15 protein-coding genes are annotated in these 14,061 nt (G+C 44.5%); 7 read left to right on the top strand and 8 right to left on the bottom strand.

All coding sequences use genetic code 11. The features are described 5' to 3' along the window. The first annotated feature begins 299 nt into the window (after positions 1 to 299). Positions 300 to 740 carry a pentapeptide repeat-containing protein gene (locus tag P2A85_RS06630; RefSeq protein WP_377478215.1) on the top strand — a complete coding sequence of 147 codons (441 nt, stop codon included), beginning with the start codon at positions 300 to 302 and terminating at the stop codon, positions 738 to 740. 131 nt (positions 741 to 871) lie between these two features. Here P2A85_RS06630 and crtH read toward each other — a convergent pair whose 3' ends face one another. Continuing rightward, on the bottom strand, positions 872 to 2,416 hold the full coding sequence (crtH, locus tag P2A85_RS06625; RefSeq protein ID WP_377478214.1) for a carotenoid isomerase: 1,545 nt from the start codon (positions 2,414 to 2,416) through the stop codon (positions 872 to 874). A 341-nt stretch (positions 2,417 to 2,757) separates the two neighbouring features. Here crtH and upp point away from each other — a divergent pair, with 341 nt between their 5' ends. From upp to P2A85_RS06610, 3 genes are all read left to right on the top strand, one after another. Next, complete coding sequence (upp, locus tag P2A85_RS06620; protein ID WP_341737503.1) at positions 2,758 to 3,408, top strand: uracil phosphoribosyltransferase; 651 nt, start codon at positions 2,758 to 2,760, stop codon at positions 3,406 to 3,408. A gap of 132 nt (positions 3,409 to 3,540) precedes the next feature. Next, a complete protein-coding gene (locus P2A85_RS06615) occupies positions 3,541 to 4,008 on the top strand; it encodes a TMEM165/GDT1 family protein (RefSeq protein ID WP_377478212.1) in 468 nt (155 codons plus the stop codon). A gap of 36 nt (positions 4,009 to 4,044) precedes the next feature. Further along, entirely contained in the window at positions 4,045 to 4,338 is a 294-nt protein-coding gene (locus P2A85_RS06610) for a TMEM165/GDT1 family protein (protein ID WP_377478210.1), read from the top strand. A 76-nt stretch (positions 4,339 to 4,414) separates the two neighbouring features. Here the strand turns inward: P2A85_RS06610 and P2A85_RS06605 are convergent, their stop codons facing one another. After that, positions 4,415 to 4,918 (bottom strand): hypothetical protein, encoded by a 504-nt coding sequence (locus tag P2A85_RS06605; protein ID WP_377478209.1) that lies wholly within the window; start codon positions 4,916 to 4,918, stop codon positions 4,415 to 4,417. A 125-nt stretch (positions 4,919 to 5,043) separates the two neighbouring features. Here P2A85_RS06605 and P2A85_RS06600 point away from each other — a divergent pair, with 125 nt between their 5' ends. Next, a complete protein-coding gene (locus tag P2A85_RS06600; RefSeq protein WP_377481338.1) occupies positions 5,044 to 6,297 on the top strand; it encodes an MDR family MFS transporter in 1,254 nt (417 codons plus the stop codon). 117 nt (positions 6,298 to 6,414) lie between these two features. On the opposite strand, the gene hisIE is transcribed toward P2A85_RS06600, so the two are convergent. Then, positions 6,415 to 7,065, bottom strand: coding sequence for a bifunctional phosphoribosyl-AMP cyclohydrolase/phosphoribosyl-ATP diphosphatase HisIE (gene hisIE / locus P2A85_RS06595; protein WP_377478208.1), 651 nt, complete (start codon positions 7,063 to 7,065; stop codon positions 6,415 to 6,417). Positions 7,066 to 7,420: 355 nt separating this feature from the next. Between hisIE and hemL the strand changes: the two genes are divergently transcribed. Beyond that, positions 7,421 to 8,719 carry a glutamate-1-semialdehyde 2,1-aminomutase gene (hemL, locus tag P2A85_RS06590; protein WP_377478206.1) on the top strand — a complete coding sequence of 433 codons (1,299 nt, stop codon included), beginning with the start codon at positions 7,421 to 7,423 and terminating at the stop codon, positions 8,717 to 8,719. A gap of 224 nt (positions 8,720 to 8,943) precedes the next feature. Here hemL and P2A85_RS06585 read toward each other — a convergent pair whose 3' ends face one another. The 4 genes from P2A85_RS06585 to P2A85_RS06570 form a co-directional block, all read right to left on the bottom strand. Further along, positions 8,944 to 9,987, bottom strand: coding sequence for a tetratricopeptide repeat protein (locus P2A85_RS06585; RefSeq protein WP_377478204.1), 1,044 nt, complete (start codon positions 9,985 to 9,987; stop codon positions 8,944 to 8,946). A 479-nt stretch (positions 9,988 to 10,466) separates the two neighbouring features. Further along, positions 10,467 to 11,240: a carbon dioxide-concentrating mechanism protein CcmK gene (locus P2A85_RS06580; RefSeq protein WP_377478203.1), complete on the bottom strand. Its 774-nt coding sequence runs from the start codon at positions 11,238 to 11,240 to the stop codon at positions 10,467 to 10,469. Between the two features lie 35 nt (positions 11,241 to 11,275). Beyond that, on the bottom strand, positions 11,276 to 11,758 hold the full coding sequence (locus P2A85_RS06575; protein ID WP_377478201.1) for an IS200/IS605 family accessory protein TnpB-related protein: 483 nt from the start codon (positions 11,756 to 11,758) through the stop codon (positions 11,276 to 11,278). An 87-nt stretch (positions 11,759 to 11,845) separates the two neighbouring features. Then, a complete protein-coding gene (locus tag P2A85_RS06570; RefSeq protein WP_377481335.1) occupies positions 11,846 to 12,052 on the bottom strand; it encodes a hypothetical protein in 207 nt (68 codons plus the stop codon). 25 nt (positions 12,053 to 12,077) lie between these two features. Here P2A85_RS06570 and P2A85_RS06565 point away from each other — a divergent pair, with 25 nt between their 5' ends. Then, complete coding sequence (locus P2A85_RS06565; protein WP_377478199.1) at positions 12,078 to 13,202, top strand: RNA-guided endonuclease InsQ/TnpB family protein; 1,125 nt, start codon at positions 12,078 to 12,080, stop codon at positions 13,200 to 13,202. Between the two features lie 96 nt (positions 13,203 to 13,298). Here the strand turns inward: P2A85_RS06565 and P2A85_RS06560 are convergent, their stop codons facing one another. Continuing rightward, positions 13,299 to 13,970 carry a carbon dioxide concentrating mechanism protein gene (locus P2A85_RS06560; protein WP_377478197.1) on the bottom strand — a complete coding sequence of 224 codons (672 nt, stop codon included), beginning with the start codon at positions 13,968 to 13,970 and terminating at the stop codon, positions 13,299 to 13,301. Positions 13,971 to 14,061: the final 91 nt, after the last annotated feature.

Here is a 14,061-nt window from a genome sequence, read left to right as displayed (position 1 = left end):
CTTTCCTCACCACTCATATCTATCTGTAGAAAGACGCAAATGTTACTTGCATTCGTTAATATTGGAGGTGTTACTACTGAAATTCATACCCGATCGAATTTCATATTGTTAAGTTTTGTAGTGTTAAATTTTGCGAAGATTGCGGTACTGACTAGAGGGCGATCGCCCATCGCGCATCGGGTTCCATGTCACATCCGGGCTGTGTACTCGATCGCAACTTGCAAAAACCACTGTGGTAAAATGGTAGCTATAAACAAAAAAAACTTATAAACCTAAAATCGTCCCAGGAGACATACATTATGAAACTGAATCTGTTAGCTGCTACTCTCTTAGTTACTCCCCTACTGTTGGTAAGCCCTGCTCGTGCCGAGCGTACTTCTGATGTCGAGCAGTTACTATCGACAGGGCAGTGTTTTCAGTGCGACTTGTCAGGATCTGATTTAAGACAAGCCCATTTAATTGGTGCTGATTTGAGAGAAGCCAATTTGGCAGGAGCAAATCTATCTCAGGCGAACCTCGAAGGCGCTGACTTAACTGGTGCTAACTTAACTGGTGCTAACTTAACATCAGTTTTTATGACGAATGCTAGTTTAAATGATGCAGACCTCGATCGGGCAAATTTGACCGCCGCTATCGTTAACACCGCAGATGTATCCGGCGCATCCATGGAAGATATGACGATCACTGATGCCCAAATCTACAATACCCAAATCGGCGTTGGTGGTAGCTACGATGAGTAATTGACTTGTAAACTCCTAAGCGCCAAATTTCCGTTAAAAAACCCGATTTCTGAAGAGAAACCGGGTTTTTAATTGATTCGTCAAGTCCTGAGTGAGAAATGAATGGGGCAACCTGTGTTACGACGCTTCTCCTACAAGCCCAAATCCACCGCAATACGATGGGCACAAGCAAACCCCGAAAACGCCACAGCATTTAAACCTTGTCCCGGAAAGGTACTATCACCCACACAATACAAACCGGGCATAGAAGTTCGATTAAACGGCATTCCCAACAAACCCATTAACTTTTGTTTCGGAATGGGTCCATAGGTGCCATCTTCCCTATTCAAAAAACGACGGTGCGATCGGGCTGTACCCACTTCCATATAATCCAAACCAGCATCTAAACCGGGAAAAATCTGCTCTAGGCGATCGATAATTCTGCCCGCTGCGGCTTCTTTTTTATCTTCATATTCCTGCTGCGAAAGCCCTTCCCACTCTTCTATCCAACTGGAAGTAAAAGCATGAACAATGTGATAGCCCTCTGGTGCTAAACTTGGGTCTAACAGCGTAGGAATTGATACCAACACAGTTCCCTCCGGTGCTTCCATTTTTTCCCAATCTTCTAACAAAATGTGATGACAAGCAGTACCAGGAGCGATTACATCTGCTGCCACTCCCAAGTGCAAACTCAAGAAACTTGGAGCTTTCTGATAGCGCTGTTGCCATTTCTTCTCGCTAGCTGGCATCTCTGCTGGAGACAGCAATTTCTCAAAAGTATCCCACCGCGTTGCATTAGAAACTATGCGCTTGGCCCGATAAACTTCGCCGCTTGCCAACTCGACTCCGACAGCGTGGCCTTTTTCTGTAATAATGTTTGTGACTTTAGCTTTGTATTGAATTTTCCCGCCACACTGTTCTAATCCTTCGACTAATTTTTGGGCGATTTGACCGACTCCACCTTTGGGATAATTAATTCCGCCGTAATGTCTATCGGAAAATACCATTCCGGCATTAATCATGGGTGTCAAGTCGGCGGGTACTACGGACCAGTAGTAGCATTCCATATCAATGAATTTCAACAGCACTGGGTCTTTAATGTAGCGCCTTGCTATGTCGCCAGTATTTTGAGGTAGATATTTGACTAATCCCAAACACGCAAAAGGATTTTGGAAAAAGACTCGCATTAAATATCCCGGTTCTTCGAGGGACAGCAATTCCATGGCGTTGAGACAGTTGAATACTTTCCAGCATTCGCCGTAAAATTTGGTAATCCCTGCCTTTTCTTGGGGGAATCTGTCAATTAATTCTTGCAAATATTTGTCATAAGACTGGGGAACCTGAAGGTCGAGACCAGCCGGTAGGTGATAGTGAAGTTGGATGGGATCGGGAATGGTTTCGAGGCTGACATTGACTGCTGCTAGGGCGCGGGTGAGCAGGTTGGTGGTGCCACGGTCTCCGAAGCCGAAAATCATGGAGGCACCGACATCAAATCTGTAGCCTTCGCGATCGAAATATCCCGCGCTACCTCCGGGAATCAGGTAACTTTCGAGGACGAGAACTTTAGCTTTCTTCGCCGCTAGCTGGGTTGCAGTCACGAGTCCGCCAATGCCAGAACCAATGACTATCACGTCAAACTCTTGTGCTGTCGGGCTGCTGTTGGCAGAAAATAACTGGGATTGGGTAGGAGCAGGCATTAGGTTAAAAATCTTAATATTTTTATAATATTAGCGGAAATTTGAGTTTAAAGCCCCGTCCTTATACAAGGCTTCAAAAAAAATGCGGGAACAGTCTACCATTGCCGACTGCCCCCGTCTGCACATCCTTTGAGAGGAGAACACTGAAAATCAATATAGCCTTATTGCTAAATTCTGTCAATACTCTTGATAAAAATGTTCAATAAGTTGAGAAAAATTGAGTGTTCCACGGGCTCTAAGGGACGGCTTGTATACACTTCAGGGATATGATAAGTTGACGGAGCAAGCGATCGCGCGATCGACCGCACCGCAAAAAACTTCAAAATCCCCCAAATTTTCCAATGTCCCTGCAACTCCGCGTTTACGTTCCTCCGCATCCATTAATTAAGCACTGGCTAGCAGTCGCCCGCGACTGTGGCACCCCATCGGTACTTTTTCGTTCTGCAATGACAGAATTGGGAAGGTGGCTAGCCTACGAAGCAATTCGAGATTGGTTGCCGACAGTGGAAACAACGGTGCAAACCCCGTTAGGGGAATGTCCGGCGACGTTTATCGATCCGCAAGCTCCCTTATGCGTGGTGCCGATTTTGCGGGCGGGGCTGTCACTGCTGGAAGGAATTCAGACGGTAGTGCCGCTGGCTTCGGTGTACCACCTCGGTATGGTAAGGAATGAGGAGACACTGGAAGCAAGTTGTTATTTAAACAAGTTGCCGGCGCAGTTTAACCCGCAAACGCGGGTGATTATTAGCGAGCCGATGCTGGCTACGGGTGGGACGATTATGGCGACGATGCAGGAATTGATTTCACGGGGAGTCGATCCGAGCTTGATTCGGATTATTTCTGTGGTGGCGGCTCCTCCGGCTTTGCATAAACTGAGTGCTGAGTATCCGACTTTGAATATCTACACGGCGACGATCGACGAAATAGTCAACGAGCAGGGCTTTATTGTACCTGGGTTGGGCGATGCGGGCGATCGAACTTACGGCACTTAATCAGGGGGGTAAGTTGGTTGAGAAGTTAGTTTCTGACGTCTTGAAAAAAAAGATGACCCTGCTTTTTAACAAAGCAGGGAGTCCAAGTTAACATCAAAATTAAGTAATAAATAACCTTTAGCAATATTGCCCGTGAAACTAGATTCTGTCCCGCCAAATGTGTCTGCTTCTGAGTCAGCAACTCCCAATGCCGATTTGTCGCCACAGTTAGAAATCAAAGTGACAAGCAATCCTGAGATTGCTCTCAAACTCACTCCCGAACCTGCGGATTGTTCCCTGAGTTCAACTTCAGATTTATCTCCAGAACCAAAGGGACTGACTCAGAAGCACTGGGCAATTTTTGCTTCTACTTTTGTAACTATTTTTTTGGCAGAAATTGGAGACAAAACCCAAATTGCTGTTTTGTTAATGACTGCTGAATCTCACAATCCTTGGATTGTTTTTGCCGGTGCTGGTTCAGCTTTGGTAGCAACGAGTTTGTTGGGTGTGTTGCTGGGCAGATGGCTAGCAAGTCGGATCGATCCGAGAACTTTGGAGAGATTAGCCGGAGGGATTTTGCTAGGAATTTCAGCTATCTTGCTGTGGGAAGTGATTAGTTAATTGTCTGTTATTCTAAACTAGATTTAGTGAAAATACATGGATTGGCAACTTTTAGGAATTAGTTTTATTACTGTGTTTTTGTCGGAATTGGGAGACAAAAGTCAGGTAGCTGCGATCGCCCTTGGTAGCAGTTGTGAATCGCCACGGGCTGTGTTTTTCGGCACAGCATCGGCGCTGTTGTTAGCGAGTTTTATCGGTGTTGTGGTGGGCCAAGGTACGGCTGAGGTGTTACCCGCAAACTGGGTAAAGGGGATGGCGGCGATCGGATTTGCGGTGATGGGTTTGCGTTTGCTGTGGCCAAAAGCTGATGTGCCGGAAGAGATAGACTAGGCGGTTGAAACCGCTTCTACACAAACAAAGTCCGCCTGCGCGGACTAAGATATAAGACGGTTGAGTGTTTTGTGGATTAAGCTTGATGCTGATAGCAGAAGCTAAGCAGGGTGGCACCGACAGCCAACTTGACTGCTTCCAGAGCGAAATAGCCTTTGTGCAGTAGATTCATGCTGGTAGGAACTGCCGCTAGATCGAACAGATTTAGCTGCATTCCCAAGGCGCTCATTTGTGGGGTTAGAGCGTAGGTGTCAATCAGGGCGATCGCCAGTAGTACCAAAGATAAGATAATTGCTGTGCGGCTTTGCTTGCCAAAGCCAGTGGATAAATTGCTCAAAACCATCAAACCAGTCATCGCCAAAGCTGCACAAATTAACTCTACGCGATTAAATCCCCAGAACATTAAGTTTCCCGCAGTCGCAAATTCGGGAGATGTCATCATTCCAGAAACGTAAAGACTGGGCATGATTACTAAATCGATAATCAGGCTCCCACTTAGCCAGAAAATTAATGCCACCATCACAATTGCTTGCCAGCGGGGTCTGATAGATTCTACTCTTGATGTACTAATAGCTGTCATAAACTTATCCTCTAAAATTTTTTCTGCCTCTTTTTAGAGCTTAACCAGTTTTTTTCTCAAATGGTGTTAAGTATTTTTAATTTAATGCTAACTTTTGTGTAATTGAGTAATAATTTTTATTGAAAGTGCCTAAATTACCATCTTGGTTTCCCCGTCTTTCCCCTCAAGTATGGATTCTGGCTTTTGGCAGATTCCTCTCCCAAAGTGGCACTGGTTTTACTTTATTTTACGCGCCGATATTTTTTGTCTCTCAAGTTGGTTTATCTGCTACTGCGGTGGGGATTGGTTTGGGAAGCGGTTCAATTTCGGGGATATTTGGTAGGATTTTGGGCGGTTCTTTTTCTGATTCCCCAAAAATGGGACGGCGACGAACTTTATTGCTGTCAGCAATTATTTCGGCTGTGGCTTCTTTCCTGTTGGCGGCGGCTAAGGATTTTCCCAGCTTAGTTGTGGCGAATTTACTAATGGGTTTTGGTGTTGGGTTATATTGGCCTGCAACCGAAAGTATGGTGGCGGATTTGGCTGATGGGGAACATCGCCAAGAGGCTTTTGCTTTAACGCGATTGGCTGATAATTTGGGTTTGCAGGTGGGGATTATTTTAGGGGGTTTTTTGATTGCGGTAACGGGGAATTATCGTTCGCTGTTTATAATTGATGGTATCTCGTTTTTGATATTTTTTGCGGTAGTTTGGGCGGCGATTTCTGAAACCTACAAACCATCTACTTCACGGGAAATAGGTAAAAAAAATCAGCAAAATGGCTGGATGGTGGCGTTGAGCGATCGCACGTTGCTAATTTATGCTCTTGTGAATACTCTGTTCACATTGTATATTTCCCAAATCCAAACGACGATGCCGTTGTACTTTAGCAATTTTGTGGCGGTTGGTGCATCGGAAAAGGGCTTTTCTACGGCTACAATTACTATTTTATTTGCTTTTAGCACTTTTTTAACTGTCACCTTACAAATGCCGATTGCTAGGGCGCTGAGACGGTTTTCTTGTCCGCGAGCATTGATAATTTCTGCTTTGCTGTGGGGAATCGGATTTATCGCGATCGGCTTAACGGGAATAGCTACAAGTGGTAATCTGTTTTTAGCTATTTTAGGCTTGTTTTTCTTGTCAGTTGCAACGGTTGCTTACACTCCTTTTGCTTCTGCTTTGGTGGTGGAATTAGCGCCAGAGTCTTTGCGGGGAGTGTATTTGTCAATTAATTCTCAGTGTTGGGCGATCGGATATTTAGTCGGCCCGCCTGTGGGTGGTTGGGCTTTGGATCGAGGACAATTTGCAGCGAATAATTTTTGGTTGGGTTTGGCTTTGAGTGTCAGCGTTGCGATCTTAATTTTGCAGATTGTCGATCGCAGGTTGAAAAGTAGAATTTAAATACAAGAAAAGGACGCGAAGGAAGAACCCCCCCAGCCCCCCCAAGGGGGGAAAGAACAAGCTCCGGTTCTTCCTTCGCGCTCTTCGTGTCTTCGCGGTTTAATCATTCCGATTAACTTATTTTCGTCGATCGCCCAATTTGCGATAAACATCTCTCAAATCAACTTGATGGTGAGCGATCGCCACCAAAGCGTGATAAAATAAATCGGCAACTTCCCCAGCGATTCCATCTTTGTCGTCATCTTTGCAAGCCATCACGACTTCGGCCGATTCTTCGCCAATTTTTTTGAGAATTTTATTGTCGCCACCCGCGAACAATTTACAAGTATAAGAAGTTTCGTTAGGGTTGTCGCGCCGATCGCAAATAACGTCAAACAATTGAGATAACATATCTCCCGGAGGCGCTACAATTTGCCCATCCACTTGGTGAAAGCAACTTCTTTCTCCGGTATGACAAGCAATATCTCCGACTTGTTCGACTGTGACTAGCAACGCATCGCTATCGCAGTCATAACGCAGCCCTTTGACATTTTGAACGTGTCCCGAAGTCGCGCCTTTTGGCCACAATTCGGCGCGACTTCGACTCCAGAACCAAGTTTGACCGGTTTCGAGGGTTTTTTGGAGAGACTCGCGATTCATCCATGCCATCATCAACACCGTACCATCCAAGTAATCTTGGACGATCGCCGGTACTAAACCTCGATCGTCGTAACGAATTTTTTCAATGGAGACCGATCGGCTCAAACTAGATAAATCATTAGCAGACATAATTTTATTTCTACTTTTTAATATACATTTACGCTTTCTTGTCGGATATTTCTTTTTATTAACCGCAGAGAGCGCAGAGGACGCAGAGTTAGAGAAGAGAGGAGATTTACCTAGTGATGGGTAAATTGTCAAGAACTACTTTACAAAATATTACACTTGAGGGCGATTCCCTACGGGATAGCTTCGCTTCACGGTGCTAGTGGGACTAAGGCTGAAAAACCCAAGCTAGTATTGCTACAAAGTGGTTTGTACTCTAAAATCTACAAGCATAGTTTCCTGGCATTGACCTCACCTTTATGCTGAACTGGCTATAAAATTATCCTACCAACAACAGACGTTAACTAAGGAGAAAACATTGGTTTCCACAACCTTGAAAACAACCAAATCAGAAGAAATATTCGCCGCAGCCCAAAAATTGATGCCCGGTGGCGTCAGTTCCCCGGTGAGAGCCTTTAAATCCGTAGGCGGACAACCTATTGTATTCGATCGCGTCAACGGAGCCTACATTTGGGATGTCGATCAAAACCAATACATTGACTATGTAGGTACTTGGGGCCCCGCCATCTGCGGCCACGCCCACCCCGAAGTCATCAAAGCCCTTCACGAATCCCTAGAAAAAGGTACCAGTTTCGGGGCACCCTCCCTCCTGGAAAACGTGCTTGCTGAAATGGTCATCGATGCCGTTCCCAGCATTGAAATGGTGAGATTTGTCAATTCCGGTACCGAAGCCTGCATGGCCGTTTTGCGCCTCATGCGAGCCTTCACCGGGCGCGACAAACTGATTAAATTTGAAGGCTGCTATCACGGGCACGCCGATATGTTCTTGGTGAAAGCGGGTTCTGGTGTCGCCACCCTCGGCCTTCCCGATTCCCCCGGCGTACCGAAATCCGTTACCGCAAACACCCTCAACGCTCCCTACAACGACTTGGAAGCCGTAAAGGCTTTGTTTGCCGAAAATCCGGGCGAGATCGCAGGCGTGATGCTGGAGCCTGTGGTGGGTAATGCCGGATTTATTGTACCAGATGCAGGTTTTCTCGAAGGTTTACGGGAAATTACTAAAGATAATGGTGCTTTGCTAGTATTTGATGAAGTAATGACCGGTTTCCGCATCGCCTACGGTGGAGCTCAGGAAAAATTCGGTGTCACCCCAGATTTGACAACTCTCGGTAAAGTTATCGGTGGCGGTTTGCCAGTTGGAGCCTATGGCGGCAGACGCGATATTATGGCAATGGTTGCTCCTGCAGGACCGATGTATCAAGCCGGTACGCTGTCGGGAAATCCTTTGGCGATGACTGCTGGGATTAAGACTTTGGAATTGTTGCAAAAACCTGGTACTTACGAACAGTTGGATAGAATTACCAAAAAACTGTCTAACGGTTTGTTGCAAATTGCTAAAGAAACGGGACACGCTGCTTGTGGTGGCCAAATTAGCGGGATGTTTGGTTTGTTTTTTGCAGCGGGTCCGGTTCACAATTACGACGATGCCAAAAAGTCTGATGTGGCAAAGTTCGGCCGCTTTCACCGAGGAATGTTGGAGCACGGAATTTATCTTGCTCCTTCGCAGTTTGAAGCTGGATTTACTTCTTTGGCTCATACTGAAGAAGATATCGATCGCACTTTGGCTGCTGCTCGTGAAGTAATGGGCAGTATTTAGTTCGGTTCGTAGTCAGGAATTTAAAAGTAGGTTGGGTTTCGCGAGATCGACCCAACCTACATATCAACTAATGATATCAATTCCTCTCTTCATCGGAATTATTAATTTCTCTCCGATCTCTCTGTGTTCTAGTAAGGTTAAATCATGACCATGCAACGGTCAACGATAGGACTCTTTGATTAAGCTGAGCCGGCACCGTCAATGACTAATAACTAATAACTAAATCAATCATTCATAAATTCACCTTCGCAGATAATAGAATCTCTTTTGTCCAAATCTTCTTGATTCCAGACTGAGTTTAAGGCTGCGGAACTGAATGAAGTTGACATTGTATTGTTTAATGTTGTGTTGTAGTATTCCACAGCATTATTCGATTCCATTTGTGGCGCTTCCTTGAAGTAGGAATTAATATCAGGGGTGCAGCGCTGTGCTTGATAGTATGAATAAGCTTCAGCATTAATGCACATTACGTGGTAAAAATCCTTGTTTGCTGTCATAACATCTCCAAGTTTATACAGAGCTAAACCCCGGTTGAGATAAGCTTTAACATAGCTCGGATCGATTTCCACTGCCTTGTCAAAGTCTTCAATGGCGAGCTTCATCTGTTTTAGCTTGTAGCGGACGCAACCTCGGTTATAATAGGCATAGACATTTTTGGGGTCGATACCCAGTGCAGTGTTGTAATCGGCGATCGCCTGAGTATTATCTCCTAATTGGTGATAAGAAAGACCGCGATTTATGTAGGCTTTGATATATTTAGGATTCCGCCGTAGGGTTTCGTTAAAATTATCCGTTGCGGCCTCCTTGTTTCCCAACAGGTAGTAAGCGCGTCCCCGGTTGTAATAGGTTTTATAATTTTGGGAATTGATGGATATAGCTCGATCGTAGTCTTGAATTGCTTCTTCGTAATGTCCTAAATTAGCAAGTACAAGTCCGCGGTTGTTGTAGATAGCATGGCTGTCAGGATTATTTTCTAGAGCGCAGTTGAGGTCGTCAATAGCTTTTTCGTGTTCTCCCAGATGTCGCCAAGCATTGCCTCGATTGAGGTATGCCTCGAATAAATTAGGATTGAGATCCAGTGCTTGGCTCAGGTCTGCTATTGCTTTTTGGTAATCTTTCATGTAATAGTAGACTAAGCCGCGATTGTTATAGGCTTTGGCATCGGCTGGGTTGAGTTGCAGTATGCGATCGAATTCGTCGATCGCCTCGAAGTAGTTTCCTTTTTTGGCGTTTTGTAAACCGCGTTTGTAAAATTGCTTAACGTTCATAAGTGAAACTTGTAAGATTGCTTGATTCTGGGGGTTGATTCGTAAGGATTCAGTTTTTAGTTGGACAACCGTTGAATATTTATTTTTTCCCACCTGCGATTAGATTACCCAGAAATTTATTCTAAGCTATCTACAGGAAACAGGATTTTAGGTTGATTTTAACAGCTTTGCGATCTTCGGGAGAGATCTGTTACCGAGGCTCAACTGACTTACCAAGTTCGATTATTTACAATACCAAGTTCAACTCAAAAATTTCCTTTGAGTTGCTGTTTTGTGTCTGATTCTTGAATAACTATGGCTCGATCGCCCAATTCAACTTAAATCAGCAACTGGGTCTGATTATTGTACGCACTTCCCAAAATGAAATTTGATACATTAATTGATAATCTTTTGTAAGTATTTTCCGCAAGTTTATGGTCAAATTGGCAATTCCCCATGAACAATTCCCGATTACCAATTACCCATTACCAATTACCCAACTACCGATTCACTTCCTCTTCCACAGAAACTGTCAACTTCTCCAAATCTGGAAGTTGAATTAATTCTTGTTCCTTTTGCTTAACCGAGATCGGCATCATTACAGGCTGACGCTGCTCAATCCAACAACTAGCTAGAGGCAAAGTTTGTTCCAAATCTTCCAAAGGCCTCGGAATTACCATCACTGCATTTAACTCACCAATGCGTTCAGCTTCATACATTCCCGCTTCGACAGCCACAGCCACATCGGCGACTGCACCGCGAATAATTGCCGTGCACAAACCAGCCCCAATTTTTTCATAAGCTGCTAAGTGTACGTCTGCGGATTTGAGCATAGCATCGCAAGCTCCTACCATTGCTGGAAATCCTCGTGTTTCTAGCAAACCAACTGCTTGATTGCTCAGACGAGAATAACTGCCACTTTCAGATAGTTGAGTCAGGCGAAAACCGATGGGCAAAACTACCTCCAAATTAGCCAAAGGTCTAGCAATGACTAATTTAGAAACAAATTGACCAAACTGTTCCGCTGTCTGTGCTCCGGCTTCTACAGCCAAACGAACATCAGAAATTCTACCCCGGACGATCGCCGTACAGTGACCTGAACCGATTTTTTCATATCCTACTAGAATCACTCCAGCCGACTTCAGCATCATATCAGCAGTCCCAACAATTGCCGGAAAACTTTTGGTGGATACCAAACCCAAAGCTGTGTCTTTGAAGTATTCCTGGCGCTGAGATTGCGATTCGTTACTATGATTATTTGTGTGTCCGTTCATCTTCTATTACCGTTCGTGTTAAACTGAACAAATCTTCATTTGCTCAGTTTAACACTTAATAAAGGTGTTACCTTTAAAGGTGCAACGGCTGCACTCGCTATCCCTTCTACTGTATAGGCATTAGGGAATACTTTTCTAGTGATTTGTAAGGAACCATTAACGTCAGCATTGAGTTTGACTCCTGACTGAGTTCGAAACAAGCCTCTCTTGACACGTTTACCCAGGTAGGTATTGTGTTTGCGGGGTGTTTCTAAATCTAAAGCACTCGTCTTTGAGGTATAAGATTCTTCAGTGACTACGACTTTGATTCCTGCTAATTGACATTTATATGCGATTTGGTCAATTAATCTTGCATGGGGAATCTGCGTGAATGACTGATTATTTTTTTTACCTATATTCAGATTCTGTTTCCAGTTCTCATTCTTACCAATTACTAAGATACCAATGATATAAGTCGGTGAGACTATATTTCTTACTACTAGCAAAGAAGTATTGACGACAGATGTAATTAGCTGCATTGTAGAGATTCTTAGATAAGAAAGATAGTCGATCTATGGACTGCCAATGCTGATGGGATTGTTTAATGATGTGTCTCTCTACTAAAATCATTTCTTCTTCCTTCGTTCTGCCGAACGTTTGCCGTAAATCCTAGCTGAGAAAGAAGAAATTAGTGACAGCATATCTTCTACTAACTCAGCTTCATATGTTTTAGGTAAAGTCTCTTCCATATATTCAACTTCAACACCATGAGTCTCGAAAAATAACTTAAATATTTCAAAGTTAAATCTGCACAGTCTATCTCGATGTTCAATGATTAGTTATGATATCATGGTTAGCATGAAAACATTGAAGTTCAAGCTATATCAAAGCAAGCGGAATAAACACCTCAAGCGAAGCATTAATGCTGCTGGGGTGATCTACAACCATTGCATCGCGCTTCACAAACGGTACTACCGGATGTGGAGCAAGCACTTGAATTGCAGCAAACTTCAAAGTCATATCGCTAAAATCAGAAAGCGTAAAGCGTTTTGGCAGCAGGTTGGATCTCAGGCTGTTCAGGATATTTGCCAACGCATCTCGATCGCCTACCAACTGTTCTTTAAGCATCACAAGAAAGGCGTTAGACCTCCCGGCTTCAAGAAAGTTCGCAGATACAAATCGTTCACTCTCAAACAAGCTGGCTACAAATTCTTAGATGGCAATCGAATTAAAATTGGGAATCGTGTTTATCAGTATTGGAATTCCAGAGAAATAGAGGGGAAGGTTAAGACCTTAACCATTAAACGCACTCCACTGGGAGAGTTATTTATGGTTGTGGTCGTTGACAACGTTGGAGAGCCTGAAACCAAAGTCGAGACGAGTAGAATCGCTGGCTTTGATTTCGGCTTAAAAACGTTCCTTACCTGCTCAGATGGAACAAAGATAGAATCACCGCAATTCCTGAAACAGTCCCTCAGTGCTATCAAGAAGGCGAATCGCCAGCACTCCAAAAAACGGAAGGGGTCAGCAAACCGAGAAAAAGCAAGGCTTCATCTAGTTCGCAAGCACGAGGATGTAGTAAATCGTCGCTCTGATTGGTTCTGGAAATTGGCTCACGAATTAACTGACAAGTTTGACGTGGTGTGCTTTGAGACGTTGAATCTAAAAGGAATGCAACGACTTTGGGGACGTAAAATCTCAGACCTTGCATTTGGCGAATTTCTCCAAATTCTCGAATGGGTTTCCAAAAAGAAAGGAAAACAAGTAGTTTTTATCGACCGTTGGTATCCATCTAGTAAAACTTGTTCCCACTGTGGACACGTTCTGAAAGAGTTGGATTTATCCGTTCGCGAATGGCGATGTCCGTCCTGTCAGAATGTAAACGACAGAGACGAGAACGCTGCGATAAATATTTGTGCGGTTGGGGCATCAACCGTTAAGTTAGGCGATGTTAGACAGGCTATGCCTGCAATTGCTGTTTGAACTTAGAATCCCCTTGCCTTTAGGCAGGGGAGTATGTCAACTATTTATATTTCATCTTTCTGCTTTCAGCATAGCTGCTTTTTGCCGAAAAAACGACTACTCGGAACCGCCAGAAAAAGTTTTACCGTTTTCCTCCGATCGATTGAAAGCTTGGCGGTGCGGAAACAGCGTTCCCAGCAGCCGATTGATGTGAGCTTGTCCGTACAAAATGGTTGGTATTTCTCCGGGTTGAGGAGGTTGCTCTGTGGGCGTTGATGGGGGGGATGCAGCCGTCTCCGGTGGCGTCAGAGGATTTGTTGGAGCAACTTCTGGTGGTGTCACTGGTGGTTCCACTGGTGGTTCCACTGTTGGTTCCACTGGTGGTTCCACTGGCGAGGTTTCTGGTTCTGGTTTTGCTTCTGCTTCTGCGGTGATTTGGCGGCTATCATCTCCCATCAAAGAACCGGCGGCCAAAATTTGCCTTTGCTCAATACAAGGATTAATCAACGTAGTCCCCGCACCGATACAGGAATTTGCTCCGATCGCCCCCGAACCTACTACTAGCACCCCTGCGCCGAGAATCGCACCCGCTCCGATTTCCAGAGTACCTTGACGGGCGTGAAGAATTACTCCCATACCGATACAAGTACCGGCGGCGATCGAGATCCGGCTATCTGGATCTGCTTGAAGAATCACTCCTGGGGCGATCGCGGCACCCTCATCAACAACCACATTGCCACTGATATAAACTTGAGAGTTGCTACTTAATTGCAGTGGCGGTAAATACATTCAACTTAACCATTTTAGATGTAGGATTTTAGGTTTATTAACAAGGATATTTTTGATTGTATTATTGATAGATAGAATGCCTAATTTTGAG

Origin of the sequence: Microcoleus anatoxicus, from assembly GCF_042465725.1 — a bacterium.
In the GTDB taxonomy this organism is placed as follows: Bacteria; Cyanobacteriota; Cyanobacteriia; order Cyanobacteriales; family Microcoleaceae; genus Microcoleus; species Microcoleus anatoxicus.
The sequence above is the reverse complement of the archived record's forward strand: the minus strand, read 5'-3'. Positions and strand labels throughout refer to the sequence as shown.